Genomic DNA, 25,494 nt, shown 5'->3' with positions numbered 1-25,494 from the left:
ATGACTCACCGAATGATCAACCCCGACAACCACATTCGGGTCCCCGCGTATCATCACGTCGCGGTCGCGTCGGGGTCGCAGCAGATCTACCTGGCCGGCCAGGTGTCCTGGGACGCGGACGGCGTGACCGTGGCGCCGGGCGATCTCACCGGGCAGATCGTGCAGGTGTTCCGCAATGTGCAGACCTCGCTGCAGGCAGTCGGTGCCACGCTGGCCGACATCGTCCGCATCACCTGGTATGTCGCGAACTGGACACCCGACAAGGCCGATGCCTTCATGGCGGGGCTGCAGCGGGCGGCCGACGAGTTCGGGGACCACACACCGCCGGCCACCGTGATCGGCGTGAGCGCCCTGTGGAGCCCGGACTTCCTGGTCGAGGCCGAGGTGAGCGCCGTCATCGACTGACGCGGGAATGATTGACCGCCCTGCGGCGCTGAAGGCAGTCATGACCTTCACCCTCGCCCCCGGGGCCACGCTGCTCAAGCCGCGGCAGGTCGGCGCCACCGACGTCGCCAACCGCATCTTCATGGCTCCGCTGACCCGTTCGCGGGCACAGTCCGATGCGACTCCGTCCGACCTGGCTGCGTTGTACTACGCGCAGCGGGCCGGCGCCGGCCTGATCATCAGCGAGGCCACCGCCGTCTGTGAACAGGCCAACGGCGCGTATATGAACACACCGGGTCTCTACACCGACCGGCATCAGGCGGCCTGGGCGGATATCGCCACCGCGGTGCACGCCGCCGGCGGCAAGATGTTCGTCCAGCTGTGGCATGTCGGACGGATGGCGCACCCGGAGATCAGCGGGTTCGACGTCGTCGGGCCCTCGCCCGTCGCCGCCAACCTGACCACGCACACTCCGTCCGGCAAGCAGCCGTTGCCGGTGCCGCGCGAGCTGACCGTCGACGAGATCGCGACCATCGTCGGCCAGTTCCGCACCTCGGCCCGTCGGGCCATCGACGCCGGGATGGACGGGGTGGAGATCCACTCCGCCAACGGCTATCTGCTGCACGAGTTCCTCTCCGATGTCGTGAACCTGCGTACCGACGCCTACGGCGGATCGGCGGAGAATCGCGCGCGGTTGACCGCCGAGGTGGTCGAGGCGGTGGCCGACGAGATCGGCGCCGACCGGGTGGGTCTGCGCATCTCCCCGGGGAATGCCGCCGGCGACATGCATGAAAACGATGTCCTGAGCGCTTATGAGGCCCTGCTGAAGCGCATCGCGCCGCTCGGCCTGGCCTACCTGCACGTGCTGATCGACCCGACCACGCAGACCTTCGGCGCGCTGCGGGCGATCTGGCCCGGCACCCTGGTCCTCAACACCGGCCGCGATACCGGCACCGACTTCTGCCAGCTGGAAAGCCTGGCCGACTGGGGTGCGGCCAGCGCCGTCGCGGTCGGACGCACCTTCCTGGCCAATCCGGACCTGATCGACCGGCTGCTGCTCGGCGCGGAACTCAACGAACCCGATGTCAGCACCTTCTATGCCTCCGGTCCGGAGGGCTATATCGACTACCCGACGCTCGCCGAGCTCGAACCCAAATCGGCCTGATGTGCTGGTGACAGGGCCGCCCAACCAACAGGTTGGGCGGCACTGTTAGGCTGCGGTCTCAGTGGACTACCGTCCCGATGGACGACCCCTGTCACCGACCCGAAAGGGATCACACATGTCCGAAGGTGCCTTCATCTATGAGGCCATCCGCACCCCGCGCGGTAAGCAGCGTGGCGGATCGCTCAACGAGATCAAGCCGGTCAACCTTGTCGTCGGCCTCATCGACGAGATCCGTACCCGCTTCCCCGACCTGGACGAGAACCTGATCAGCGACCTGATCCTCGGCGTCGTATCCCCGGTCGGCGACCAGGGCGGCGACATCGCCCGTACCGCCGGCCTGGTGGCCGGACTGCCCGAGACCACCGGTGGCTTCCAGCTCAACCGGTTCTGCGCCTCCGGTCTGGAGGCCGTCAACCTGGGCGCCCAGAAGGTCGCCTCCGGCTGGGACGACCTGGTGCTCGCCGGCGGTGTCGAATCGATGAGCCGCGTCCCGATGGGTGCCGACGGCGGCGCCTGGGCTTCCGACCCGGACACCAACTACCGCATCGGCTTCGTCCCGCAGGGCATCGGCGCCGACCTGATCGCGACCATCGAGGGCTTTTCCCGCGAGGACGTGGACGCCTACGCAGCCCGCTCGCAGGAGCGCGCGGCGGCGGCCTGGTCCGGCGGTTACTTCGCCAAGTCGGTCGTGCCGGTCAAGGATCAGAACGGCCTGGTCGTGCTCGATCACGACGAGCACGTGCGTCCCGGCTCCACCGTGGAGAGCCTCGGCAAGCTCAAGTCGGCCTTCGAGGGCCTGGGTGCCATGGGCGGCTTCGACGACGTGGCGCTGCAGAAGTACCACTGGGTCGAGAAGATCAACCACGTCCACACCGGTGGTAACAGCTCGGGCATCGTCGACGGCGCCGCCCTGCTGCTGATCGGTTCCGAGAAAGCCGGCACGTCGCAGGGTCTGACCCCGCGCGCCCGCATCGTGGCCACCGCGACCAGCGGCGCCGACCCGGTCATCATGCTCACCGGCCCCACCCCGGCCACCCAGAAGGTGCTCGACCGCGCCGGGCTGACCGTCGACGACATCGACCTGTTCGAGCTGAACGAGGCGTTCGCCTCGGTGGTGCTGAAGTTCCAGAAGGATCTGAAGATCCCGGACGAGAAGCTCAACGTCAACGGTGGCGCCATCGCGATGGGCCACCCGCTGGGCGCCACCGGCGCCATGATCACCGGAACCATGGTCGACGAGCTCGAGCGTCGCGGCGCCAAGCGTGCGCTGATCACGCTGTGTGTCGGCGGCGGCATGGGCGTGGCCACCATCATCGAGCGCGTCTGAGGGGACTGAAACAACATGGCTGAGAACACGATTCAGTGGGACAAGGATGCCGACGGCATCGTCACCCTGACGCTGGACGACCCGACCGGTTCGGCCAACGTGATGAACGAGCACTACAAGGAATCCATGCGCAACGCCGTGGAACGCCTTGTTGCCGAGAAGGATTCGATCACCGGCGTGGTGATTGCCAGTGCGAAGAAGACCTTCTTCGCCGGCGGTGACCTCAAGGGCATGATCAACATCGGCCCCGATGACGCCCAGCAGGCGTTCGACGAGGTTGAATTCATCAAGGCCGACCTGCGCAAGCTGGAGACCCTCGGCAAGCCCGTCGTCACCGCCATCAACGGTGCCGCCCTGGGCGGTGGCCTGGAGATCGCGCTGGCCACCCACCACCGCATCGCCCTCGACGGCCGTGGCGTGGTCATCGGCCTGCCCGAGGTCACCCTGGGTCTGCTGCCCGGTGGCGGCGGCGTCGCCCGCACCGTACGCATGTTCGGCATCCAGAAGGCCTTCATGGAGGTCCTGAGCCAGGGCACCCGGTTCAACCCGGCCAAGGCCAAGGAGATCGGTCTGGTCGACGAGCTCGTCGGCAGCGTCGACGAGCTGATTCCCGCTGCCAAGGCGTGGATCAAGGCCAACCCCGAGGGTGGCGTGCAGCCCTGGGATGTCAAGGGCTACAAGATGCCCGGCGGCACCCCGTCCAGCCCGGGCCTGGCCGGCATCCTGCCGTCCTTCCCGGCGCTGCTCAAGAAGCAGCTCAAGGGCGCCCCGATGCCTGCCCCGCGTGCGATCCTGAACGCCGCGGTCGAGGGTGCGCAGGTCGACTTCGACACCGCCACCCGCATCGAGAGCCGCTACTTCACCCAGCTGGTCACCGGCCAGGTGGCCAAGAACATGATCCAGGCGTTCTTCCTGGACCTGCAGGCCATCAACGGTGGCGCCTCGCGTCCCGAAGGCATTGCGCCGGTGGAGATCCGCAAGATCGGCGTGCTGGGTGCGGGCATGATGGGCGCCGGTATCGCCTACGTGTCGGCCAAGGCCGGCTACGACGTCGTGCTCAAGGACGTCAGCATCGAGGCCGCCCAGAAGGGCAAGGCCTACTCCGAGGGTCTGGAGGCCAAGGCGCTCAAGCGGGGCAAGACCACCCAGGAGAAGTCCGACGCGCTGCTGGCCAAGATCACCCCGACCGCCGATCCGGCCGACCTGGCCGGTGTCGACTTCGTCATCGAGGCCGTCTTCGAGTCCCAGGAACTCAAGCACAAGGTGTTCGGCGAGATCGAGGACATCGTCGAGCCCAACGCCATCCTCGGTTCGAACACCTCGACGCTGCCGATCACCGGTCTGGCCAGTGGGGTGAAGCGCCAGGAAGACTTCATCGGTATCCACTTCTTCTCCCCGGTCGACAAGATGCCGCTGGTCGAGATCATCAAGGGCGAGAAGACCTCTGATGAGGCGCTGGCCCGGGTGTTCGACTACACGCTGGCCATCAAGAAGACCCCGATCGTCGTCAACGACAGCCGCGGCTTCTTCACCAGCCGCGTCATCGGCACCTTCGTCAACGAGGCGCTGGCCATGCTGGGTGAGGGCATCGAGCCCGCCACCATCGAGCAGGCCGGGGCGCAGGCCGGCTACCCGGCGGCACCGCTGCAGCTCTCCGATGAGCTCAACTTGGAGCTTATGCACAAGATCGCCGTTGCGACCCGCAAGGGCATCGAGGACGCCGGTGGCACGCACACCCCGCACCCGGCCGAGGCCGTCGTGGAGAAGATGATCGAGATCGGCCGTCCCTCACGGCTTTCCGGCGCCGGCTTCTACGAGTACGTCGACGGCAAGCGGACCGGCCTGTGGCCGGGGCTGAAGGAGACCTTCAACTCCGGCAGCGCGACCATCCCGCTGCAGGACGCCATCGACCGCATGCTGTTCGCCGAGGCGCTGGAGACCCAGAAGTGCCTCGACGAGGGTGTGCTGACCTCGACCGCCGACGCGAACATCGGGTCCATCATGGGTATCGGCTTCCCGCCGTACACCGGTGGCTCGGCGCAGTACATCGTCGGCTACGAGGGCCCCGGTGGCGTCGGCAAGGCGGCCTTCGTGGCCCGCGCCAAGGAGCTGGCCGCCAAGTACGGCGAGCGCTTCAACCCGCCGGCCTCGCTGGAGGCCTAGCCAGCCAGACCCAAGAAGCCCTCGGTCCCTCGAAGGCCGGGGGTTTCTTGTGTTCGGCATTGACGCTGCGTCCAGGGCGCGAAAGTGCGAGAAGGGTGCGCCGTCACCGCAGAGTCAGTGGCGGTGGAAAAGGTAGAACCGGGCCGGGTTCTTGCCGTTGTGGTCCATCTGCGGTTCGTCGCCGGAGGCCTGCAGCGCCCAGCCGTCGGCGAACCGCCGCCGCACCTCCTCGGGCGTGATGCCGGGGACGCCGTAGGAGCTGCCCGGCACAAACGCCACGATGAGCAGCCGCCCGCCGGAGTTGGTCACGGCGGTGACCTCGCGGACATATCCGTCGCGGTCGGCGTCGTTCATGCCGTGCAGACATCCGCTGTCGATCACCAGGTGGAAGGGGCCGGCGACGCCCGCGGCCCGGAGCTCGGTGACATCGGCCCGCAGGAACCGGATCGGCCGATCACCCGCCTTGGTGCGGGCCTTGCCCAGTGGCTTGTCGATGTAGTCGACACCGGTGACCTGCCAGCCGTGGTCGGCCAGGTAGATGGCGTTGTCACCGGTGCCGCAGCCAAGGTCCAGCGCGGTGGTCGGTGGGGTGTCGGCGACCAGCCGGGTCAGGCTGTCCGCAAGTGGGTGTCCGTCCCAGGGTGTGAACCCGAGTCGGTACAGCGTCCGGAAGAGCAATCGTCGAGAGCCCATGTGTCCGAGACTAACGCCGCCGAGTCCTTGGCCGGCCGCACGCCGTGGGCCAGGCCATTGGCTGCGTGGATTCCCGCGAAAAAGGCGATCAAGGTGCGAAAACGCTTGCGGTTGTTCGTCATGACCCCACCGTGCCAAAAGCCGCCGGGCAGGCACAGTGGCACTGGTGCCGCACATCGATAAGATAGTGACATGCATACAGTCGCGATCCTCGCATATGACGGCATGTCCGGTTTCGAATCGGGCCTCGCGGCCGAGATCTTCGGGCTGACCGAACTGCCGGAGATGTTCTCCGCCGGCATCAAACGCCCCTGGTACACCGTGCAGCTGTGCTCGGAGGTCGAGGAGTTGCGGATGCTCGGCGGCGCCACCGTGCGCACCGCCTACGGCCTGGCCGATCTGGCCGCCGCGGACACCGTGGTGATTCCCAGCGTGCGCGATGTCCGCCAACCGCCCTCGGACGATCTGCTGGACGCCATCCGGGCCGCCGACGAGCGCGGCGCCCGGTTGGTGTCCATCTGCTCGGGTGCCTTCGCGCTCGCGGCCGCCGGGGTGCTCGACGGACGGTCGGCGACGACCCACTGGATCTACGCCGACCTGCTGCGCGACCGGTTCCCCGCGGTGCAGGTCGACCCGGCACCGCTCTATGTCGACAACGGCCGGGTGCTCAGCAGCGCGGGCTGCGCCGCCGGGCTGGATCTGTGCCTGCACATCGTGCGCACCGATCACGGCGCACACGTCGCCAACGACGTCGCCCGGCGCCTGGTCATCGCGCCACACCGGGCCGGAGGGCAAGCGCAGTACATCGACACCCCGGTCCCCGAGCCGGCCGCCGACGGGCGAATTGCCACCGGAATGGCTTGGGCCATGGAGCATCTGGACCGGCCGATCACGCTCGACGAGTTGGCCGAGCAGTCCGGGATGTCCCGCCGCAGCTATCTGCGCCAGTTCGCCAAGGCCACCGGCACAACGCCGATCAAGTGGCTCATCGAACAACGCATCCAGGCCAGTCTCGGTCTCCTGGAGTCCGACGGGTTTTCCGTCGAACAGATCGCCACCCGGGTCGGGTTCGAATCGCCGGTCACCTTCCGGCACCACTTCGTGCGGCAGATGCACACCACGCCGAGCGAGTACCGGAGCTGCTTCGCCGGGTAGGTGTGCACAATGGAACGGTGACCGAAGGCTTTACCGAAAGGTTTGCGGCAGGGCTGGCGAGCTACGGCGACCGGCCGTGTATCGAGTTCGCGGGCCGCTGGTACACCGGCGACGAGGTCGCGACCTACGGCAGGCGGATCGTCGAGCAGCTGCCCGGCAGCGATCCCGTCGCGCTGGTGGTGCGCAACCGCTACCCGCACGCGGCGGCGGTCATCGGTGCGCTCGCGATCGGCCGCCCGGTCGTGATGATCTACTCCTTCCAGTCACCCGACGCGATTGCCACCGATATCGAGCGGGTCAACCCGGCCGCCGTGCTGGCCGACCCGCAGGACTGGATCGCACCCGTGACGGCCGCCGCGCAGCGCATCGGCGCCGCGCAAATCGTCCTGGACCCCGACACCCCGGTGCTTGCCGATCCCGGGCTACAGCAGGAACGGCCACCGCTCGATGGCGCGCTGGCCATCCTGACCAGCGGAACCACCGGCCCGCCAAAGCGTTTCACCGTCCGTGCCGACGTGCTGCAACACACGGTGTTCAGCGTCACCGGCGGCCAAGCCGCTCCCGGCGAGCCACCCGAGCTGGTGTACTGGCCATTGGGCGGGATCGGTGGCGTCTGCCAACTGATCACCGGCATCTACGTCGGCAAGCGCATGGTGCTGCACGAACGCTTCGACCTGCCGGCTTGGGTGGCAGCCGTGAGAACCCATGGCCTGCAACGGGTCGGGGTGCAGCCGGCGGTGGTGCGTATGCTGCTGGACGCCGATCTGGATCCTGTCGATCTGGCGTCGCTGCGGTATGTGATGAGCGCCTCGGGTCCGCTGGATGTTGCGACCCGGGATGCCTTCGAACAGCGCTACGGCATCCAGGTGCTGACGGCCTACGGCGCCACCGAGTTCGCCGGGTCGGTGTGCAGCTGGACCCCGGATCTGTACCGCGAATTCGGAGCCGGCAAACGCGCCAGCTCTGGCCGGGTGCTGCCCGGGGTCGAGGTCCGCATCATCGATGCCGAATCGGGGGAGCAGGTCCCGGTCGGTGAGCGAGGCATCCTGACCGCCAAGATCGCGCTGCTCGGCCCGGACTGGGTGCGGACCACCGACCTCGCCTCGATCGACGAGGACGGTTTTGTCACCCTGCACGGACGGGCCGACGGCGCGATCAACCGCGGCGGATTCAAGATCCTGCCGGAAACCGTACGCGCCGTGCTCATCTCACATCCAGCAGTCCGTGACGCCGGCGTGGTCGGAGTGCCCGACCACCGACTCGGTGAGGTTCCGTTCGCGGCCGTCGAGCTCAGACCGGGCAAGACCGTCACCGAATCCGAGCTCAAAGACCTGGTACGCAATCAGCTACCGGCGCATCATGTTCCGGTCTCGGTGTTGGTGGTCGACGAGTTACCACGCACGCCGTCGCTCAAGGTGAGCGTGCCTGCGGTCGCCGAGCTGTACTCGGGCACCTTGATCGAGTCGTAGTGCCGGATGCCCCGGCCATTCAGCCGGGCCAGAACGTTGGTGACGGGTCTGGGCAGCACCGATACCGCCTGCATCCCGAGCACAAACGTCCGCACACCCCACTGCGACGACGGCAGGATGCCCCGGGACATGCCCTTGGCCAGCGCCCGGGCGCCGAGCACGGGTTCGCGCATGACGTCCTCGTAGGCGGGGTAAGCGACGGTGTGATCGCCACCGGCGCGTTCCAACTCACCGGCCAGCACGTAGGCGCCGATCACGGCCAGGCTGGTGCTGCCGCCGACGGCCGGGCCGGGGCAGTATCCGGCGTCGCCGACCAGTGTGACCCGGCCGCGGGACCAGCTGGTCAGCTGCAGCTGGGTGATCGCGTCGAAATAGAACGCCGGCGTGCGGTCCACCCCGTCGAGCCAGCGGTCCACCTCGGGGCTAATCCCGGCGAACCTCGTGTGCAGCTGGCGCTGCTGGGCAGCGGTATCGCGATGGTCGTAGGTGAAGTCGCCCGTCGGCCGGAACAGGAACACCGCACGCGCATCGTCGAGGTGGTCGGCGGTGTAGATCATCACGGTCCGGTCGATATCGATGAAACCGGTCATTTCACCGGCCGGCACAAGCGATTTCGGCAGCGACACCACCGACAGGTAGGCGCCCAGGAACTCCTCGTGCCCACTGTCCGGGCCGAACACCAGCTGCCGCACGCCTGAATGCAATCCGTCGGCACCGACCACCAGATCGAAGCGGCGCGGCCCGCCGCGTGCGAACTCGACCCGGCCCTCCTCGTCGATGGCGGTGATCTGATCGCCGAACAGGTACTCGATATCGTCGCGGCCGGCGTCGTAGAAGATCTGGCTCAGGTCGTCGCGCATGATCTCGACGTGGCGCGACGATATCGCCGAGGACAGCTTGCCGTAGTCGATCTGGGTGGCACGGCGCGATCCCGGCCGGCGGAAGACGATCCGGTCGGTCCCGGTGGCATGGGCCAGCACCCGGTCCTGCACACCCATCTGTTCGGCGATGTCCATGGCCGGACCGAACAGGTCGATCGCATGTCCGCCGGTCTTACGCAGCTGCGGCGCCCGCTCGACCACGGTCACCTCGAAACCACGCCTGATCAGCCAGTGCCCAAGCACCGGTCCGGCGATGCTCGCGCCCGAGATGAGAACCCGCATGACTCGCTCCTTACTTAACGGTCGGTAAGTGGATATCGTCAGCTTACTTAACGATCGGTCAGTTAGGGTGGGTACGTGAGTGCACCACGGCAGGACACCCGGCAGCGAATCCAGGACGTGGCCCGCGAACTGTTCGCCGAGAAAGGTGTCCAGCGCACCAGCCTGCAGGACATCGCCGCCCGGTTGGGTATCACCAAACCCGCGCTGTACTACCACTTCCGGTCACGAGAAGACCTGGTGCGCAGCATCGTTGCGCCGTTGATCGACGGGGGCGAGGAGTACGTCGCGGCCTGCGAACGCGCCGCCGACATGACGCCCACCCGGTTGCTGGAGGGGTACTTCGACTACTTCTACGCCTACCGCGCCGATCTGGTCACGGTGATCTCCGAACTGAGCACCATCGCCGACCTCGGGCTGATCGACAGCATGCTGGCCTGGCGGGAACGGTTGTGCCGGGTGATGTTCGGGCCGCAGCCGACGCTGGATCAGTCGGTGCGCACGGTGGTCGCGCTGGGTGGCCTGCAGGACTGCTGTATGTCCTTCCCGGACACCCCGGTCCAGGAGCTGCGCAGCATCGCGGTGGCGGCGGCGCGGTCCACGCTCGGGGTCTAGGTTCCGCCCAGGTCGGCGGAGAACCAGTGCTGGGGCCGCAGGTAGACCGCGACGCTGGGGCCGTGCTCGCGCCGGGCCATTTCCAGATACGGCTCGACGGCCTCCGCGGGCAGATACCGCCTGGTCATCTCGACCAGCTGCTCGTCGGTGCCCTCCTCGATGCGGGCCACCGCACCGTCGACGCTCACATAGCGGACCGTGGGCACGAGCCGGTCGACCATCAGTGAGAAGTGCCCGGCCGCCTCGAGCAGTCGGTGCTTACGCGACCCGACGCCGGTCAACACCCACGGCTGACCACCGGGGGTGTACTGATACCAGATCGGCAGCGTGAGCGGACCCCGGTTGGGTCCGGCCGCGATCGAGAGCGCTGCGACATGCGGCTCCGCCAGGAATGCTTCGCGATCTTCCCGGGAGAGCGCCATGGCTCAGAGGCAGGGACGGAAGAACAGCAGCTTCGGACCGCAGATGCCGGAGGCGCCAAGCTTGGGCGGGCCGATACGCGGCATGCCGATCTTCGGCATCTTCGGCGGGCCGATCTCCGGCAGCCCGATCGGGGGCGGCGGCGGCAGCTCGGGCAGCCCGATCGGCGGGGCCTGGGGCAGCTGGAACTGGGGCAGCTTGGGCAGCTGCAGCGACGGCATCGAGGTGGCCACCCGGGCCACATCGGAGGCGGCCGCGAAGGTCTGGCCGGTCACCTGGGAGGCGTTGAGAATGCCGGTGCCAGTGGTGCCGACACCCGGCAGCAGCCCGAAGAACGCCAGCGTCGCGGCGGTATCGGCCGATGCAGCGGCGATCAGTGCCGGCCAACCGACCACGGTGTCGACGGTGTTGACCACCGAACCCCACACCTGATTGGCCTGCGGCAGCACGCGCAGGTTGTTCGCCAGCTGCCACGCGCCACCCATCTGCTCGGGCGTGAGCTTGGCCACAGCCGGGGTCTCGGCCTTGTCCAGCGCGGCGGCAAGCAGCGTCTGGCACTCGCCGGTGCCGGCGTTGCGGACCTCGGAGCTCTTGCAGTTGTCCACGCAGCTGCCGTTGTAGTTGACCTGACCTGGGTTGCAGGTGGTCTCGGCACCGCTCGGGGCCGCCGTGGCGACTGCAACAGCGGTCAGGGGCATGACGGCCGCCGCGATGGCAGCCGCAAAGCGACGTCGGGTGGCAGTCATGGCCGGATCCTCACCGAATGGATGTAGCGAACAAACTTCTGTGAGTGTAGACGATTTAACAATGGGCCGGGCGGGCCTAGAGTCGGAGGCTATGCGCTTCGGACTGTTCATTCCGCAGGGTTGGCGACTCGACCTCGTCGGCATTCCCACCGAAAACCACTGGTCAGTGATGAGCGAACTGGCCCGCTACGCCGATAACAGCACGTGGGACTCGGTCTGGGTATACGACCACTTCCACACCGTCCCGGTCCCTACCGATGAGGCCACCCATGAGGCCTGGTCGCTGATGTCGGCCTTCGCGGCGGTGACCGAACGCGTCAAATTGGGTCAGATGTGTACCGCCATGAGCTACCGGAATCCGGCCTACCTGGCAAAAGTCGCAGCAACCGTCGACGTCATCTCGGCCGGGCGCACCCAGATGGGAATCGGCGGCGGCTGGTACGAGCACGAGTGGCGTGCCTATGGGTACGGCTTCCCGTCCGCGGGGGAGCGGCTGGGCCGCCTCGACGAGGGTGTGCAGATCATGCGGGACGCCTGGCGCGACGGCCGGGTGACCCTCGACGGCAAGTATTACCAGGTGAACGACGCCATCGTGGCGCCCAAGCCGCTACAGGCAGGTGGGCCCCCGCTGTGGATCGCCGGCGGCGGCGAGAAGGTCACCCTGAAAATCGCGGCCAAGTACGCCCAGTACACCAACTTCAGCTGTGTGCCTGCCGACTTCCAGCACAAGTCCGAGGTGCTGGCCGGGCACTGCCGCACCGTCGGCACCGACTTCGACGCCATCACACGGTCGGCCAACTTCAACTCCGTCATCGCCGCCTCAGAGGCCGAGGTCACCGAGCGGCTGGACCAGATCCGGGCCCGCCAGGTGGACAAGGCCGGCGAGGCAGCTGTCGACGCCATGCTCGCCAACGTCGCCTCACCGGACTCGGCCACCGGCACCCCCGAGCAGGTCATCGAGCGGCTGACCAAGCTGCGCGACCTGGGCTGCGAGTACGCCATCATCTACTTCCCCGAGGCGGCCTACGACCGCTCCGGCATCGAACTGTTCGAGCGCGAGGTCATCCCGGCACTGGGCTGACCTGATACTGCGCGATGCGCCACCCTTCGGCGGTGTCGACGGCGGTCATGCCCAGGTTCAGGGCGACACCCGAGCCGTCGGCGAAGGTGAAGTCCGCGCGCAGGTATCCCAGCACCACGGTGTCGGCGGCCCGCCGGGTCTCCAGGAAGGTGTAGTCGACCGTCAACCCGGCCGGCTGCCCGGCGTAATAGGCGAATACCCCGTCGCGGCCGACGCTGTAGGGCTTGAGCCCCTGGAACACCGCATCGGCGCTGAACACCGCGGCGGCCCGGCCGGGATCGTGGTCGTCGATCCCGGCCTTCCACTCGTCGAGGACGGCGGTCAGAATTGCTCTACTGTCCTGATCAATACCCGGCATGCTGGCCTCCGTCGACGTGCAGGATCTCGCCGGTCACAAAGCCGGCGTTCTCCAGAAACAACACCGCCTCGGTGACCTCTTCGACCTCACCGATCCGCTTCTGCGGGTTCAGCTGGGACAGCCGGGCGTAGTCGTCATCGGAGTGCATCGGGGTGCGGATGACGCCCAGCGCCACGGCGTTCACCCGGATACCGCGGTCGGCGTACTCGACGGCCAGCGACTTGGTGGCCGCATTCAGACCGCCCTTGGTCAGCGACGCGAGCACCGAGGGGGCGGCCTTGTTGGCCTGGTCGACCAGGCTGGTCGACACGTTCACCACGTGGCCGCCCTCGCCCATGGCCCCGATCGCGGCGCGGGTCAGTTCGAAGAACCCGCGCAGGTTCACCCCGGTGATACCGGGAATCGGTGCTGGCGGTAGTCGAGGCCTTCACCCGCGATATCGGCAACCTGGGTGTCGACGCGGCCGGGGTGTGGCTGCCGGTCGAGGACCCATATCGCCGCGCAGGCCACGGCAGCCAGTAGCACCGTCACCGCGCCGGCGGCCAGTGCAGATCGAAAACCGATGTGCAGCAACGGTATTACCATCATCGGTCCGATGATCTGGCCCACCGAATAGCCCGCGGTCAGCACCGCCACCGCACCCGGTAGGCCGAGCATACGACCCTCGGCCAGCGCGAGCGTGCTGACCCCGATGAAGGTGCCGCCGAACAGGATCGCGCCCAGCAGGGCCGCGGCGGTACTGCCGGTACAGGCCGGCGCGATACCGACCGCCTGTAACAGCAGCGCGACGGTCAGCAGCGCGGGCCGCGACCAGGCCGCGGTGGCCCGGTCCCAGGTCGCCGCCGACGGGATCACCGCCAGCCCGACCACCAGCCAGGCCGCGCCACCCAGCCGTCCGGGGGACTGTTGCGCCAGGGCGGCGACCAGGAAGGTGCCTGCGACGATGTAGCCGATGCCCTCCAACGTGTAGCCGCCGAACAGCAACCCGAACCGTCCGCGTCGCACCCGGTGGGCCGCCGCAGAGGCCGGGGCCGGGCAAGACCAACACCAGCGCGGCCGACAGCGAGATCCCCACGCCCACAACGCTGAACCCCCAACCGACGTGCCTGGGTTCGAGATCCAGCAGAGTGTTCGCCGCGATGACAAATGCCAGCGCGCTGCCGAGCCCCGCGACGCCGGGTAACACCAGCCGCACCGGCACCGCGGTGGTGAGCGGCATCGCCAGCAGACTGAGTGTCACCGCGACCAGTGCGGCCCGACAGACGCCGCCCGAACGGGCCAGCCGTGGGCGGGCCGCGGCGGCGAGGGCCCCAAGTGCCGCCGCGGTCCGGACCACCGGCCATCGGGTGGATTGCTGCATCACCTCATCGTCGGCACGCTGCCCGGCCGCCACCACGATCCGGATGCTCCCAGCTGCGAGCCGCAACCTCCCACGTCGCGCGGCGCTACACGTGGGCTACATGGACACCGATATGGTCAGTTACATTCCGGCGGACCAGAAATCCGACCCCGCCATGGTGGCGCGACTGGTCGTCGGCGGGCTGCCCGCCGGAGCGCCGGAGGTCCTCGCCGACGAGTTGTCCCGAGCGGCCAAGGCGGGTCTGTCCGAGGTGCGATAGTGGCGATATGGAGAAGATCTCGCTGACCGCGCTGGCCCGTCAGGAACTGGCCAAGGCCCGCACCGCCGGCAGCGGGCGCAGCGCACACACCGTGTACGGCGGGCATGAACACACCCTGCGCCAGACCGTGCTGGCACTCACCGAAGGCCACGGTCTCGACGATCACGAGAGCCCCGGCGAGGCCACGCTGCAGGTGCTACAGGGCCGGGTGCGACTGACGACCGCCGATGCGGGCTGGGATGGCGCGCCCGGCGATCTGCTGGTGGTGCCGCCGGTGCGGCACGCGTTGGCCGCCGTCGAGGATGCGGTGGTGCTGCTGACCGTCGCCAAACCCGTTGGGCCGCATGTCTAGAACGGGCTCGGATTGGACTGCCACTGCGCCTCTTCGGGGCGCGCGCCGTAGCGGCGGGCGTAGTCCTCGTGCAGGCGGGCGTTCTTCGCGCGGTTGACGTTGTCGACCAGCTTGGGGTCCAGCCCGTGCTGGGCCAACCGGTGCCGGCGCCAGACCTTGTTGAGCACGAAGGCCATCACCAGCGCCCAGGTGTAGATCGGCACCGTCATCTCCAGGTGCACGTACAGCGAGGCGGGCAGCAGCCACAGCGGCGCCAGGATGAGTGCCGGCGGGATCGCGTAACGCAACATGTGCCTGCGGATCGCGCCGGGACCGGTGAGGTCCGCGACGACCCAGTCCCGCATGGAGTCGGGCAGCCGCTTGCCGTAGGCGTAGGCGAGACGCTGCAGTGCGGTGGGCTGGGTGGCGGCCATAAATTAGATAGTACCCTAACTATTAGCGGGCGAGGCGGGTAGTACGCTGTGACGATGGCCGCTGTGACCGAAGACCGTGACGCCGAGGCTGACCCGTTGGCGCTGGAACGCCAGGTCTGCTTTGCGCTGGCGGTCACCAACCGTGCCGTTCTCGCGGTGTACCGGCCGCTGCTCGAACCGCTGGGGCTGACCCACCCGCAGTATCTGGTGATGCTGGCGTTGTGGGACAACGACAAGGCCGGCCTGGATGCGTTGTCGGTCAAGCAGATCGCCGGTCTGCTGCAGATGGACTCGGCCACCGTCTCGCCGATGCTCAAACGCCTCGAGGCACTCGGCCTGATCAGCCGCACCCGCAGCGTGTCCGATGAGCGCACCACGCTGATCAACCTGACCAAGGGCGGTGCCGCACTGCGGCGCAAGGCCCTGGAGATCCCACCCGCGGTCGTCGCCCGGCTCGGGGTGGACATGGCCGAGCTGGAGAAACTGCACGACGTGCTGAGCCGGATCAACCTGGCCGCGGTGGCCGCCGGCGCGCTGGATTAAATCGCCGGGCCCAGCAGGTCGTCGGCATCCTTGATGATGTACCCGTAGCCCTGTTCGGCCAGGAACCGCTGCCGGTGCGCGGCATATTCGGCATCCAGGCTGTCGCGGGAGACCACCGAGTAGAACACCGCGCCGCCACCGTCGGCCTTGGGTCGCAGCAACCGGCCCAGCCGCTGCGCCTCCTCCTGGCGTGATCCGAACGTCCCCGAAACCTGCACCGCCACAGATGCTTCCGGTAGGTCGATGGAGAAGTTGGCGACCTTGGACACCACCAGGGTGCGGATGTCACCGCGCCGGAACTGGTCGAAGAGCTCCTCGCGCTCGGCGTTCTTGGTCGAGCCCTGGATGACGGGTGCGTTCAATTCCTGGCCGAGCTCGTCGAGCTGGTCCAGGTAGGCGCCGATCACCAGCGTCGGCTCATTCGGGTGCTTGTCCAGGATCGACTTCACCACCGCGATCTTGGTGTGTGCCGTCGAGCAGAGCTTGTAGCGCTCCTCGGGCTCGGCGGTCGCGTACGTCATCCGCTCGTTGTCCGTCATGGTCACCCGGACCTCGATGCACTCGGCCGGCGCGATCCAGCCCTGCGCCTCGATGTCCTTCCACGGGGCGTCGTAGCGCTTGGGCCCGATCAGGCTGAACACGTCGCCCTCGCGGCCGTCTTCCCGGATCAGCGTCGCGGTCAGCCCGAGGCGCCGGCGGGACTGCAGATCGGCGGTCATCCGGAACACCGGCGCCGGCAGCAGGTGCACCTCGTCGTAGACGATCAGGCCCCAGTCGCGGCTGTCGAACAGCTCCAGATGCTTGTACTCACCCTTGGTCCGGCGGGTGATCACCTGATACGTCGCGATGGTGACCGGCCGGATCTCCTTGCGTTCCCCGGAGTACTCACCGATCTCGTCCTCGGTCAGCGAGGTCCGCGCGATCAGCTCACGCTTCCACTGCCGACCGGCCACGGTATTGGTGACCAGGATCAACGTCGTCGCCCCGGCCTTGGCCATGGCGGCCGCACCGACCAGCGTCTTGCCCGCACCACAGGGCAGCACCACCACCCCGGACCCGCCGGCCCAGAACGACTCGGCGGCCATCTCCTGGTAGTCGCGCAGCTCCCAGCCGTCCTGTTCCAGCGTGATCGGATGGGCCTCGCCGTCGACGTAGCCGGCCAGGTCCTCGGCCGGCCATCCGATCTTGAGCAGCATCTGCTTGACCCGGCCGCGCTCACTGCCGTGCACGATGACGGTGTCGTCGTCGATGCGCGCGCCCAGCATCGGCGCGATCTTCTTGTTACGCAGCACCTCTTCGAGCACCGCGCGATCCAGGCTGACCAGTGTCAGCCCGTGGGCCGGGTGCTTGATCAGCTGCAGCCGACCGTAGCGGGCCATGGTGTCGACGATGTCGACCAGCAGCGGCTGCGGCACCGCGTAGCGGGAGAAGCTGACCAGGGCGTCGACCACCTGCTCGGCATCATGGCCGGCGGCGCGGGCGTTCCAGAGCGCCAGCGGGGTGATCCGGTAGGTGTGGATGTGTTCGGGAGCGCGTTCCAGCTCGGCGAACGGCGCGATCGCGGCGCGCGCGGCGCCGGCGAGTTCGTGATCGGTCTCGAGCAGCACAGTCTTGTCGGACTGCACGATCAAAGGGCCCTCGGTGCTCATCCCATCCATTATCCAGAGTCGGCCGACACCACGGAGGTCACGCGATGGATCGCGAACTCGCGCACCCGCCCGGAGGCCGGGTCGAAGGCTGTCAACTGGCCGCCGCGGATGTTGATCGGCGCCACCACGCGCTGGGTGGCCACCCCGGCCGGGTCCACATAACCCATCACCACCGAGGTCTGCTCCACCGCAGCCTGCTGCAACAACGCGATCAGCACCGCCGGGTCCAGTCGCTGACCCGGTCCGGGGCTGGCCGCGACGCTGCGCATCACGGCGATGATGGCGCCGAGGGTCTGCGCGTTGGGTGCGGCCAGCGGACGGAACACCCGCCGTCGGCTCAGCGTCGGCACCCGCGCCCCGCGGGCGCGGATATCGAGTACCGCTCCGGTCGAATCCTCGGCAGCCGGGACAAAACCGCCGGCACGCAGCGCGGCCAGCACATCACCGATCGAGGCCTGTGACACCGCCACCGTCGGCGCCAGGATCCGCAACTCCAGCATCTCGGCGGCCGGGGTCGCCACCGCCTGGGCCAGCAGCGCGGGATCCTCACAGCGCACGAACGAGGACGCCATGCCGACCCGTAGCTGGCCGTGCCGGCGCGCGACGTCGTCGATCAGATAGGTGAGCCCCTGTGGCACCGGTGTTTTGGAGTGCTTCTCGAAGAACGCGTGCAGACCGCCGGCCGTGCGACCGGCGTCCAGCGCGCGGCGGATCGACGGCTCGCTGATCCGGTAGACCATCGCCGCGCCCGCCGATTCGACGGTGGCCACGGCGTCCAGCTGTTCGGCGAGCTCACGGATCAGCGGGCCCGGCACCACCACCGTCAGGTCGCCCTGCAGCAGGAAGTGATCCAGCGGGGCGGGCAGCACCTTGGCCATCGCGGCGACGGTGGTCTCGGCCTCGTCCTCGTCACCCTGGGCCAGCAGCGCACGGGCCGGGGACGCGATGGCGCCGCGGCCGACCAGCCCGACCGCGTGCGCCTCGCGCAGCAGATCGGTCACCGGCTCCAGCTGCAGCCGCGCCGCCCAGCGCGGCCGCTGCCACATCATCGCCAGCGCCGCCGACTCGGCGTCGACACCGGCCCCGGCCGGCAGCTCGTCGAGCACCGTCAACAGCAGCCGGCGATCCAGCGGGGCGGCCGTGGAGTACAGCGCATCCGAGAGCACTCCGTACGGTTTGCCGTCCGGCCCGCGGTGCCCGACCAGGCTGGGCCGGGCCGGCAGATGCAGCCAGGTCCAAGCGATCAGGTGCCAGCGTGCCGCCGTCGAGGTCTCGACGAATCGGTCGGCGCCGACGGTGGGCGCCCAGTACGGCGAGTTACCCGCGGGTGGTTCCGGGTCGGGGGTGCCCGGGGCCAGCAGGCCGGCCGCGGCTGACAGCTCCAGGATCAGACCGAGCCGCTGCTCGTCGATACCGGTCAGCTTGGTCAGCTTCTTGACGTCTCGGACGCCGAGTCCGCCCGCACGCAGCTCCGAGACGGGGCCGTCGGACAACACCTGGATCACCACGTCGATCTCGCGCAGCAGGTCGATCGCCGCACCGGCGGCCACCGAGTCGATATCGGCCTGGGTGGTGGTCGCCACGGTGGGGTCGGGCCGGTGCAGACCGGTCGGACCCGGCAGGTCGCCGCGCAGCACCTGGGCGACGGCGCGCGGCAGGATCACGGTGTCCCCGCTGTCGGAAGGGATGCGATGCAGCAGCCCGTCGGTGAGCAGGCGCTGCACGGGACGCTGCGGATCGGTGCCGGGGATGGCGTCGCGGGTGCGGCCGACGGGGGAGCCCTCGACCAGCCGGGTCAGCAGCTCGGTCTGGGCTTCGTCGGCGGCATCGAGCAGCTCGCGGATCTGGGCGGCGGTCAGTGTGGGCCCGTCGTGCACGGCCTGCCCCGGGTACCACGGCAGCCCGGCGGCCACCTCGGCGACGACGCGCAGCGTCTCATCGCCCCAGACCAGCGCCCGGTCGGTCAGATCCTCCAGGGCCGCCTTGACCGCGTCGGCATCGGCGCGGGTCCCGATGAACTCGGTGACGGCGTCGCGGGGCACCGGGGCGGCCTCGGCGTTGAGCACCAGCAGCGCGTCGAGCACGGCCAGATGCAGGTAGGTCAGCCCGTCGGTGGCGGCCTTCACCGACTGGCGAGCCTGGGCTCGGGCGGCCAGTGCGGCGATGGTGCTCGGCGGCGGCTGGGTCAGGTCGGGTCGCAGTTCGAGCAGCCGCACCAGGCGTTCGTCGGGCAGGTCGGCCAACCAGACGCCGAGGGGCATGCTCTTAAATCCCTGGGTCATTGCTGACCAGCGTAAAGCAGCGTCCCGCTCTCGCCACCGCTCGTAGTACCTGCCACAATGTCAGGCGTGGCAGACAAGAAGAATCAGTACGTCGACAATGGCTGGCCCGAGGTGGCCGATGGCGATCACGCGGTCAGCGAGCTCGTCAGCGACCGGACCGGTTCACTGTCCCCGTTCGGTGACGTGACCTTCCCGCTGCCGGCCGAGGACCTGCCGTACGTCCACCCGGTCACCGTCGTCAACAAGTAGCGGTGAGCGGCCTCTCCCATCTGGACGAGTCGGGCGCGGCCCACATGGTCGATGTCACGGCGAAGGCCGCAACCAAGCGCACCGCCGTCGCTGTCGGTGTGGTGCACACCCGCGCCGACGTCGTCGAGTTGATCGCCTCGGGCGGGTTGCCCAAGGGTGATGCGCTGCCGACCGCCCGGGTCGCCGGGATCATGGCGGCCAAACGCACCAGCGACCTGATCCCGCTGTGCCATCAGTTGGCGCTCACCGGTGTGGACGTCGAATTCGCCGTCGGGACAACCGAAGTGACCATCACCGCGACCGTGCGCACCACCGACCGCACCGGGGTCGAGATGGAGGCGTTGACCGCGGTGAGCGTGGCGGCGCTGACGGTGTACGACATGATCAAGGCCGTCGACCCGGCCGCCCGCATCGACGGTGTGCACGTGGTGCGCAAAGAGGGCGGCAAGACCGGTAGCTGGACCGCGCCGTGACCTCCGCTCGGGTGATCATCGCCTCCACCCGGGCCGCTGCCGGCGTCTACGACGACCGCACCGGACCCATCATCGTCTCCTGGCTCGGTGAGCGCGGCTTCGACGTCCCGGCACCGATCGTGGTGGCCGACGGCTCCGACGTCGAGCAGGCGCTGCGGGCCGCCCTGGACGAGGGGGTGGGGTTGATCATCACCTCCGGCGGTACCGGTATCTCACCCACCGACCGCACCGCCGATATCACCGCGGCACTCGTGGACTATCAAATTCCCGGCCTGGCCGACGCCATCCGCCGCTCCGGCCTGCCCAAGGTGCCGACCTCGGTGCTCTCCCGCGGTGTCTGCGGGGTCAGCGGTCGCACACTCGTGATCAACCTGCCCGGCTCGACGGGCGGGGTGCGCGACGGTCTGGGTGTGCTGGCCGATGTGCTGGAACATGCGCTGGATCAACTTGCAGGAGGCGATCATCGGAGCTGAAGTCGTCCTGGTCGGGCTGTCCGAGGAACCGATCTCGCTGACCGAACACGAGGATCTGGTCGCCCACGAGGCAGCCGGGGCCGTGGTCGGGTTCTCCGGCGTCGTGCGCGATCACGACGGCGGGCGCGCGGTGACCCGACTGGAGTACTCGGCGCATCCATCGGCGCTGCAGACTTTGACCGAGGTGGTGCACGAAGTGGCGGCCGCCGCGGAGGGGGTGCGCGCCGTGGCGGTGAGCCACCGGATCGGCGATCTGCGGATCGGGGACGCGGCCCTGGTGGTCGCGGTGGCCGCCGATCACCGCGGGGCGGCGTTCGCGACCTGTGCGCTGATGGTCGACACCGTCAAGGAGCGGCTGCCGGTGTGGAAACACCAGCACTTCGGTGACGGTACCGACGAATGGGTGAACTCGGCCTAGTCGGCCGTAAACGACCCGGAACGAGCAAAGCCGCATTCCTTTCGAGGAATGCGGCTTCGTCGTTTCGTGATTACGGCAGCGGCGGCGGGACCGGCAGCGGGGCGCCGGGGGCCGGCGGCAGCGGTGCCGGGGGCAGCGGTGCGCCGGGTGCGGGCGGCAGTGCCCCTGGCGGTGCGATGACCGCTCCGGGGGGCGCCGTCGGAGCGGTACCGGTCAGCGAGCGCTGCGTGGCCATGGCAAGCAGTGCATCGCGGCCGCTGATCTGCTGCGACTGCACGGCCTGCCAGATCTGGCGCAGGTAGCTGACGTTGGCGCTCTCGTCAGGCATGACACCCGGATCCATGGTGGTGCCCGGAGCCAGGTTCTCGGGGCTGATCAGGTGCGGGATGCCATCGGCCGGGGCCGCTGCGGGTGCCGCGAGGACCTCGCCGGGGACCACGCCGGGCGCCGGAGCGGCGGCGGGAGCCGGGGCCGGTGCCGCCAGGGCGGCGGGCGCAGGAGCGGGAACCGGTGCGGGGGCAGGGGCCGGCGCGGGAACCGGCGGTAGGACCGGCGCGGGCTCCATCGGGAACGGTGCCTCCAGCGACCACAGCTGTGGCTGTTCGGCGGGAGCGTCGACGGTGTCCCAGTTGGCGGCGTCCACGATCGGCGCCGGCGGTAGCGGGGCGTCGAGCGGAAGCGCATCCACCGGGGCGCCCGGCAGTGGCGCGGCCGGATCAACCGGAGCCAGCGGAGCCGGGGCAGGAGCGGACAGGGCCACGGCGTCGATCGGGGCGGGTGGTAGCGGAGCTTCCGGTGCCGGCGGCACCGGAGCGGGAGCGGCCAGCGGCATGGCGTCGATCGGGGCGGGTGGCAGCGGGGCGGCCGGGTCGATCGGGGCCGGCGGCAGCGGGGCCGGGGCGGCGAGCGCGACGGCGTCGATGGGAGCCGGCGGCAGCGGGGCCTCGGGGGCCGGGGGCAGCGGTGCGGGAGCGCCGAGCGGCATGGCGTCGATCGGAGCGGGCGGCAGCGGTGCCGGGGCACCCATCGGCACGGCGTCGATCGGAGCCGGCGGCAGCGGGGCCTCGGGGGCCGGGGGCAGCGGTGCCGGGGGCAGCGGTGCGGGAGCGGCCAGCGCATCGAACGGCGGCGGCGGGGGCAGCGGGGCGCCCGGGACGGGCGGCGGCGGCAACTGCGGGTTCAGAAGCGGATTGTCGAGCGGAGCGGGTTCGGCGACCACATTGCGCGGGGTCGGGCCGGACAGGCCACGGCCGCAGGTGGGCCAGGCACCCTTGCCCTGGCTGGCGAGCACGCGCTCGGCCACGGCGATCTGCTCCTCTTTGGTGGCCAGGTAGGCGGTCGGGGCGTACTCGCCACCGCCGTGGCCGGACCAGGTGCTGGGGGAGAACTGCAGGCCCCCGTGGTAGCCGTTGCCGGTGTTGATGGCCCAGTTGCCGCTGGATTCACAGCTGGCGACGGTGTCCCATTCGGCATCGGTCGCGGCGCCGGCCTGACCGGCCAGCGCGATGCTGCCACCGCCGATGACCGCACCGGTGAAGGCGATCTTGGCGACGCTAACGGAAGATGTCGTGGGCTTACGGTGCCGTCCACTCATGGAGCTAGAAGGTCCTCTCGTCAGCGCCCACGAGGTCAGCTGTCGGGTTCGGGCAGGAGAGGTTGCCCGGCCTTCTCGAGAGAAGGCTTCACCCCAAGGAACCGAGGTTCCTGGTCTGCTTGTTCGGCGGACCGGTTGGGTCCCCCGCCTCCATCCAGTGGTTCGTGTTGATCCCTGCCCGATGGATGGAGCTCGGCGCAATCGGACAAGGCAGGCAATCCGAGGGGGATCGGAACGCTTGAGGCAAGACGGTATCGGGTGAACCTGCGAGCGTCATCTCAGCCACAGATCGGCGTTTCCCGTGCTTAAGAACTCTGAGAGGACTCTAAAGCCGCAGGGAATTCGGGCGTTTCCGCAGGTGTTTTCACAACTCAAACCGCAGGTGGCCGCATTGTGACCGTTTTGTTATGTGACGCAAATCACCGCTATCCGCCGGCGAACGGGGGTAAGACATCGACCGTTTCGCGCGTTTCAAGCACGATGTTTTTATCTCGCACCGCGACGCCGTCGACCAGATACGAGCAGCGTGCGAGTACCTTCGCCAATTCCGGCCCGCGCCCGGACAATTCGTCGACCAACGTGTGAACAGTGGTGCCCGTGGGACAACGCAACGTTTCGGTCTCGATTCCGGCAGCGGCCCGCGCGGCGGCGAAATATCTGATGGTGATCGCCAGATCGGTCATGCTCAACCGCCGATGGCGCTCATCGGCCGGGCGGGCTGGATGAAGCTCGGATCGTTGATGCCGTGCCCGGCCGGCTTCGCCCACATCGCCGAGCGCCAGGCCGCCTCCAGGGCGTCATCGTCGGCGCCGGTGCGCAGCAAGACACGTAGGTCGGTCTCGGTCGTCGAGAACAGGCAGCTGCGGATCTGGCCGTCGGCGGTCAGCCGGGTGCGATCACACGCGCCGCAGAACGACTCCGACACCGAGGCGATGATGCCGACGATCGCCGCACTGCCGTTCACCCGCCACAGTTGGGCCGGTGCCGAGCCGCGAGGGGCCGGGTCGGGCCGCAGGTCGAAATGCCGGCGCAGGGTGTTCAGCACGATGTCGGCGTCGATCGTCTTCGCCCGTGTCCACTCGTGCCCGGCGTCCAACGGCATCTGCTCGATGATCCGCAACTGGTAACCGTGCTCCAGGCAGAACCGCAGCAGTGGCACGACGTCGTCGAGGCCGGATCGTGGGTCGAGCACCGCATTGACCTTGACCGGACCCAATCCGGCGTCGCGGGCGGCGGCCAGACCCGCCAGCACATCGGCCAGCCGGTCGCGCCGGGTGATGCGCGCGAAGTGTTCGGCATTGACGGTGTCGAGCGAGACGTTGACGCGGTTCAGTCCGGCTTTCTTGAGCCGTGCGGCGCGCTTGGCCAGGCCGAGGCCGTTGGTCGTCACGGCGATCTCGGGCCGGGGTTCCAGGGCCGCGGCAGCGGCGATCGTCCGCTCCAGGTTCTTGGCCACCAACGGTTCGCCGCCGGTGAAGCGGATGCTGGTGATGCCGAGTCGGGTCACCGCGATGCGCAACAACCGCGCGAGTTCGTCGTGCTGCAGCAGCTGATCATCTGGCAGCCAGTCCAGCCCCTCGGCGGGCATGCAGTAGGTGCAGCGCAGATTGCACCGATCGGTCAGCGACACCCGCAGATCGGTGGCGACCCGGCCGTAGGTGTCGACGAGCGGGCCGGTGGCCGGCGGATCGCCGATCACCCGGCGCAGCGACGGCACACCCAAGGCGGTGACGGTCAACGTGCCACCCCGGCGAACGGCTCGTCGGTGGGGACGATCTCCTTGCCCAGCGGCATCAGCGACACCGGGATCAGCTTGATGGTCGCGATGGCCAGCGGGATGCCGATGATCGTGATGGCGAACGCGATGGCCGAGAGCACGTGCCCGATGGCCAGCCAGATGCCGGCCACGATGAGCCAGATGACATTGCCGACCGCCGCGCCCGGTCGCACGCCGGGCTTGTCGACGACCTTGTAGCCGAACGGCCACAGCGCGTACACGCCGATGCGGAACGCGGCGAAGCCGAACGGGATGGTGATGATCAGGATGAAGCAGATGATCCCGGCCAGGAAGTAGCCGAGGGCCAGCCAGAGCCCACCGAAGATCAACCAGATGACGTTCAGGATCAGGCGCATGGTCTCCTCCAGGCTGTCGCCCCAGCCTACTTGTTACCATTCTCTACATTGCGTCCTGCGCAGGCGGGACGCATTAATTATGTGATCTATCGAGATGAACGGGTGACTGCGGTGCCGACCGGCAAGGTGAAGTGGTACGACTCCGAGAAGGGCTTCGGCTTCCTGTCTCAGGAGGATGGCGAGGACGTCTACGTCCGGTCCTCGGCGCTGCCCGCGGGTGTCGAGGGGCTCAAGGCCGGTCAGAAGGTCGAGTTCGGGGTCGCCGCCGGGCGTCGTGGACCGCAGGCCCTGCAGGTCAAGCTGATCGACCCGCCGCCGAGCCTGTCGAAGTCGCGCCGCGAGTCGGCCACCGTCGAGCACAAGCACACCCCGGACGAGCTGCACGGCATGGTCGGCGATCTGATCACCCTGCTGGAGAGCACCATCCAGCCGGAGCTGCGCAAGGGCAAGTACCCGGATCGCAAGGTCGCCCGGCGGGTGTCCGAGGTCGTCAAGGCGGTTGCCGCGGAGCTCGACGCCTAGTTCCTGCGCGGGGTGTCGCTGAATTGGGAACACTGGCC

Annotated in this window: 29 protein-coding genes, 1 pseudogene and 1 riboswitch; of the genes and pseudogenes, 16 read left to right on the top strand and 14 right to left on the bottom strand. The window is 68.7% G+C overall.

Annotated features, from left to right (window positions below; all coding sequences use genetic code 11):
• The 4 genes from ACLBYA_RS18450 (at window position 1) to ACLBYA_RS18435 (ending at window position 5,039) form a co-directional block, all read left to right on the top strand.
• Entirely contained in the window at window positions 1–405 is a 405-nt protein-coding gene (locus ACLBYA_RS18450) for a RidA family protein (RefSeq protein ID WP_447710871.1), read from the top strand.
• A 40-nt stretch (window positions 406–445) separates the two neighbouring features.
• Window positions 446–1,549 (top strand): alkene reductase, encoded by a 1,104-nt coding sequence (locus ACLBYA_RS18445; RefSeq protein WP_447710870.1) that lies wholly within the window; start codon window positions 446–448, stop codon window positions 1,547–1,549.
• Window positions 1,550–1,664: 115 nt separating this feature from the next.
• Window positions 1,665–2,876 carry an acetyl-CoA C-acetyltransferase gene (locus ACLBYA_RS18440; RefSeq protein ID WP_447710869.1) on the top strand — a complete coding sequence of 404 codons (1,212 nt, stop codon included), beginning with the start codon at window positions 1,665–1,667 and terminating at the stop codon, window positions 2,874–2,876.
• Window positions 2,877–2,891: 15 nt separating this feature from the next.
• Window positions 2,892–5,039: a 3-hydroxyacyl-CoA dehydrogenase NAD-binding domain-containing protein gene (locus ACLBYA_RS18435; protein ID WP_447710868.1), complete on the top strand. Its 2,148-nt coding sequence runs from the start codon at window positions 2,892–2,894 to the stop codon at window positions 5,037–5,039.
• 114 nt (window positions 5,040–5,153) lie between these two features.
• On the opposite strand, the gene ACLBYA_RS18430 is transcribed toward ACLBYA_RS18435, so the two are convergent.
• A complete protein-coding gene (locus ACLBYA_RS18430; protein ID WP_447710867.1) occupies window positions 5,154–5,732 on the bottom strand; it encodes a class I SAM-dependent methyltransferase in 579 nt (192 codons plus the stop codon).
• 192 nt (window positions 5,733–5,924) lie between these two features.
• Here ACLBYA_RS18430 and ACLBYA_RS18425 point away from each other — a divergent pair, with 192 nt between their 5' ends.
• Together ACLBYA_RS18425 and ACLBYA_RS18420 are read left to right on the top strand one after the other, a co-directional pair.
• Window positions 5,925–6,887 (top strand): helix-turn-helix domain-containing protein, encoded by a 963-nt coding sequence (locus ACLBYA_RS18425; protein WP_447710866.1) that lies wholly within the window; start codon window positions 5,925–5,927, stop codon window positions 6,885–6,887.
• Window positions 6,888–6,904: 17 nt separating this feature from the next.
• Window positions 6,905–8,356 (top strand): class I adenylate-forming enzyme family protein, encoded by a 1,452-nt coding sequence (locus tag ACLBYA_RS18420; protein ID WP_447710865.1) that lies wholly within the window; start codon window positions 6,905–6,907, stop codon window positions 8,354–8,356.
• Here the strand turns inward: ACLBYA_RS18420 and ACLBYA_RS18415 are convergent.
• Window positions 8,245–9,519: an FAD-dependent monooxygenase gene (locus ACLBYA_RS18415; protein WP_447710864.1), complete on the bottom strand. Its 1,275-nt coding sequence runs from the start codon at window positions 9,517–9,519 to the stop codon at window positions 8,245–8,247. The genes ACLBYA_RS18420 and ACLBYA_RS18415 overlap by 112 nt on opposite strands.
• 75 nt (window positions 9,520–9,594) lie before the next feature.
• On the opposite strand from ACLBYA_RS18415, the gene ACLBYA_RS18410 reads away from it, so the two are divergent.
• Entirely contained in the window at window positions 9,595–10,131 is a 537-nt protein-coding gene (locus ACLBYA_RS18410) for a TetR/AcrR family transcriptional regulator (protein WP_447710863.1), read from the top strand.
• Here the strand turns inward: ACLBYA_RS18410 and ACLBYA_RS18405 are convergent.
• Window positions 10,128–10,553 (bottom strand): pyridoxamine 5'-phosphate oxidase family protein, encoded by a 426-nt coding sequence (locus ACLBYA_RS18405; RefSeq protein WP_447710862.1) that lies wholly within the window; start codon window positions 10,551–10,553, stop codon window positions 10,128–10,130. The two genes, ACLBYA_RS18410 and ACLBYA_RS18405, sit on opposite strands and share 4 nt — an antisense overlap.
• Window positions 10,554–10,556: 3 nt before the next feature.
• A complete protein-coding gene (locus ACLBYA_RS18400) occupies window positions 10,557–11,297 on the bottom strand; it encodes a hypothetical protein (protein ID WP_447710861.1) in 741 nt (246 codons plus the stop codon).
• A 91-nt stretch (window positions 11,298–11,388) separates the two neighbouring features.
• Here ACLBYA_RS18400 and ACLBYA_RS18395 point away from each other — a divergent pair, with 91 nt between their 5' ends.
• A complete protein-coding gene (locus tag ACLBYA_RS18395; RefSeq protein ID WP_447710860.1) occupies window positions 11,389–12,378 on the top strand; it encodes an LLM class F420-dependent oxidoreductase in 990 nt (329 codons plus the stop codon).
• On the opposite strand, the gene ACLBYA_RS18390 is transcribed toward ACLBYA_RS18395, so the two are convergent.
• The 3 genes from ACLBYA_RS18390 to ACLBYA_RS18380 are packed head-to-tail and all read right to left on the bottom strand — an operon-like array spanning window position 12,359 to window position 13,741.
• Window positions 12,359–12,736, bottom strand: a complete 378-nt coding sequence (locus tag ACLBYA_RS18390) for a YybH family protein (protein ID WP_447710859.1) — start codon at window positions 12,734–12,736, stop codon at window positions 12,359–12,361. The genes ACLBYA_RS18395 and ACLBYA_RS18390 overlap by 20 nt on opposite strands.
• Window positions 12,723–13,121 carry an SDR family oxidoreductase gene (locus ACLBYA_RS18385; protein ID WP_447710858.1) on the bottom strand — a complete coding sequence of 133 codons (399 nt, stop codon included), beginning with the start codon at window positions 13,119–13,121 and terminating at the stop codon, window positions 12,723–12,725. The genes ACLBYA_RS18390 and ACLBYA_RS18385 overlap by 14 nt, the downstream gene beginning before the upstream one ends.
• Complete coding sequence (locus tag ACLBYA_RS18380) at window positions 13,118–13,741, bottom strand: YbfB/YjiJ family MFS transporter (protein ID WP_447710857.1); 624 nt, start codon at window positions 13,739–13,741, stop codon at window positions 13,118–13,120. The genes ACLBYA_RS18385 and ACLBYA_RS18380 overlap by 4 nt, the downstream gene beginning before the upstream one ends.
• A 434-nt stretch (window positions 13,742–14,175) precedes the next feature.
• On the opposite strand from ACLBYA_RS18380, the pseudogene ACLBYA_RS18375 reads away from it, so the two are divergent.
• Window positions 14,176–14,355 (top strand): annotated as a pseudogene (locus tag ACLBYA_RS18375) (short-chain dehydrogenase); the annotation flags it as partial.
• A gap of 7 nt (window positions 14,356–14,362) precedes the next feature.
• Window positions 14,363–14,707, top strand: a complete 345-nt coding sequence (locus ACLBYA_RS18370) for a cupin domain-containing protein (RefSeq protein WP_447710856.1) — start codon at window positions 14,363–14,365, stop codon at window positions 14,705–14,707.
• On the opposite strand, the gene ACLBYA_RS18365 is transcribed toward ACLBYA_RS18370, so the two are convergent.
• The gene (locus ACLBYA_RS18365; protein ID WP_447710855.1) at window positions 14,704–15,120 is read right to left on the bottom strand and encodes a DUF5313 domain-containing protein; all 417 of its coding nucleotides are present in this window, start codon (window positions 15,118–15,120) and stop codon (window positions 14,704–14,706) included. The genes ACLBYA_RS18370 and ACLBYA_RS18365 overlap by 4 nt on opposite strands.
• Before the next feature lie 54 nt (window positions 15,121–15,174).
• Here ACLBYA_RS18365 and ACLBYA_RS18360 point away from each other — a divergent pair, with 54 nt between their 5' ends.
• On the top strand, window positions 15,175–15,663 hold the full coding sequence (locus ACLBYA_RS18360) for a MarR family winged helix-turn-helix transcriptional regulator (protein ID WP_447710854.1): 489 nt from the start codon (window positions 15,175–15,177) through the stop codon (window positions 15,661–15,663).
• Here the strand turns inward: ACLBYA_RS18360 and ACLBYA_RS18355 are convergent.
• Both ACLBYA_RS18355 and ACLBYA_RS18350 read right to left on the bottom strand, forming a co-directional pair.
• Window positions 15,660–17,312: a DNA repair helicase XPB gene (locus ACLBYA_RS18355; RefSeq protein ID WP_447710853.1), complete on the bottom strand. Its 1,653-nt coding sequence runs from the start codon at window positions 17,310–17,312 to the stop codon at window positions 15,660–15,662. The genes ACLBYA_RS18360 and ACLBYA_RS18355 overlap by 4 nt on opposite strands.
• An 8-nt stretch (window positions 17,313–17,320) precedes the next feature.
• A complete protein-coding gene (locus ACLBYA_RS18350; RefSeq protein ID WP_447710852.1) occupies window positions 17,321–19,594 on the bottom strand; it encodes a helicase-associated domain-containing protein in 2,274 nt (757 codons plus the stop codon).
• Between the two features lie 57 nt (window positions 19,595–19,651).
• On the opposite strand from ACLBYA_RS18350, the gene ACLBYA_RS18345 reads away from it, so the two are divergent.
• The 4 genes from ACLBYA_RS18345 to ACLBYA_RS18330 are packed head-to-tail and all read left to right on the top strand — an operon-like array spanning window position 19,652 to window position 21,207.
• Window positions 19,652–19,843 (top strand): hypothetical protein, encoded by a 192-nt coding sequence (locus ACLBYA_RS18345; protein ID WP_447710851.1) that lies wholly within the window; start codon window positions 19,652–19,654, stop codon window positions 19,841–19,843.
• 2 nt (window positions 19,844–19,845) lie between these two features.
• On the top strand, window positions 19,846–20,316 hold the full coding sequence (gene moaC / locus ACLBYA_RS18340) for a cyclic pyranopterin monophosphate synthase MoaC (protein WP_447710850.1): 471 nt from the start codon (window positions 19,846–19,848) through the stop codon (window positions 20,314–20,316).
• Entirely contained in the window at window positions 20,313–20,789 is a 477-nt protein-coding gene (locus ACLBYA_RS18335) for a MogA/MoaB family molybdenum cofactor biosynthesis protein (protein WP_447710849.1), read from the top strand. Before moaC ends, ACLBYA_RS18335 begins: the two co-directional genes overlap by 4 nt.
• A complete protein-coding gene (locus ACLBYA_RS18330; RefSeq protein ID WP_447710848.1) occupies window positions 20,749–21,207 on the top strand; it encodes a molybdenum cofactor biosynthesis protein MoaE in 459 nt (152 codons plus the stop codon). The genes ACLBYA_RS18335 and ACLBYA_RS18330 overlap by 41 nt, the downstream gene beginning before the upstream one ends.
• 70 nt (window positions 21,208–21,277) lie before the next feature.
• On the opposite strand, the gene ACLBYA_RS18325 is transcribed toward ACLBYA_RS18330, so the two are convergent.
• The 4 genes from ACLBYA_RS18325 to ACLBYA_RS18310 form a co-directional block, all read right to left on the bottom strand.
• Window positions 21,278–22,801 (bottom strand): transglycosylase family protein, encoded by a 1,524-nt coding sequence (locus ACLBYA_RS18325; RefSeq protein WP_447710847.1) that lies wholly within the window; start codon window positions 22,799–22,801, stop codon window positions 21,278–21,280.
• Between the two features lie 9 nt (window positions 22,802–22,810).
• Window positions 22,811–22,978: riboswitch (cyclic di-AMP (ydaO/yuaA leader) on the bottom strand.
• A 248-nt stretch (window positions 22,979–23,226) separates the two neighbouring features.
• Window positions 23,227–23,484: a MoaD/ThiS family protein gene (locus ACLBYA_RS18320; RefSeq protein ID WP_447710846.1), complete on the bottom strand. Its 258-nt coding sequence runs from the start codon at window positions 23,482–23,484 to the stop codon at window positions 23,227–23,229.
• 2 nt (window positions 23,485–23,486) lie between these two features.
• Window positions 23,487–24,539: a GTP 3',8-cyclase MoaA gene (gene moaA, locus ACLBYA_RS18315; RefSeq protein ID WP_447710845.1), complete on the bottom strand. Its 1,053-nt coding sequence runs from the start codon at window positions 24,537–24,539 to the stop codon at window positions 23,487–23,489.
• The gene (locus ACLBYA_RS18310; RefSeq protein WP_083058255.1) at window positions 24,536–24,934 is read right to left on the bottom strand and encodes a YccF domain-containing protein; all 399 of its coding nucleotides are present in this window, start codon (window positions 24,932–24,934) and stop codon (window positions 24,536–24,538) included. The genes moaA and ACLBYA_RS18310 overlap by 4 nt, the downstream gene beginning before the upstream one ends.
• Before the next feature lie 111 nt (window positions 24,935–25,045).
• On the opposite strand from ACLBYA_RS18310, the gene ACLBYA_RS18305 reads away from it, so the two are divergent.
• Window positions 25,046–25,456, top strand: coding sequence for a cold-shock protein (locus tag ACLBYA_RS18305; protein ID WP_447710899.1), 411 nt, complete (start codon window positions 25,046–25,048; stop codon window positions 25,454–25,456).
• Window positions 25,457–25,494 lie beyond the last annotated feature (38 nt).

The sequence above is a fragment of the Mycobacterium sp. C31M genome (genome assembly GCF_053345865.1).
This window is presented reverse-complemented; position numbering and strand designations above follow the sequence as displayed.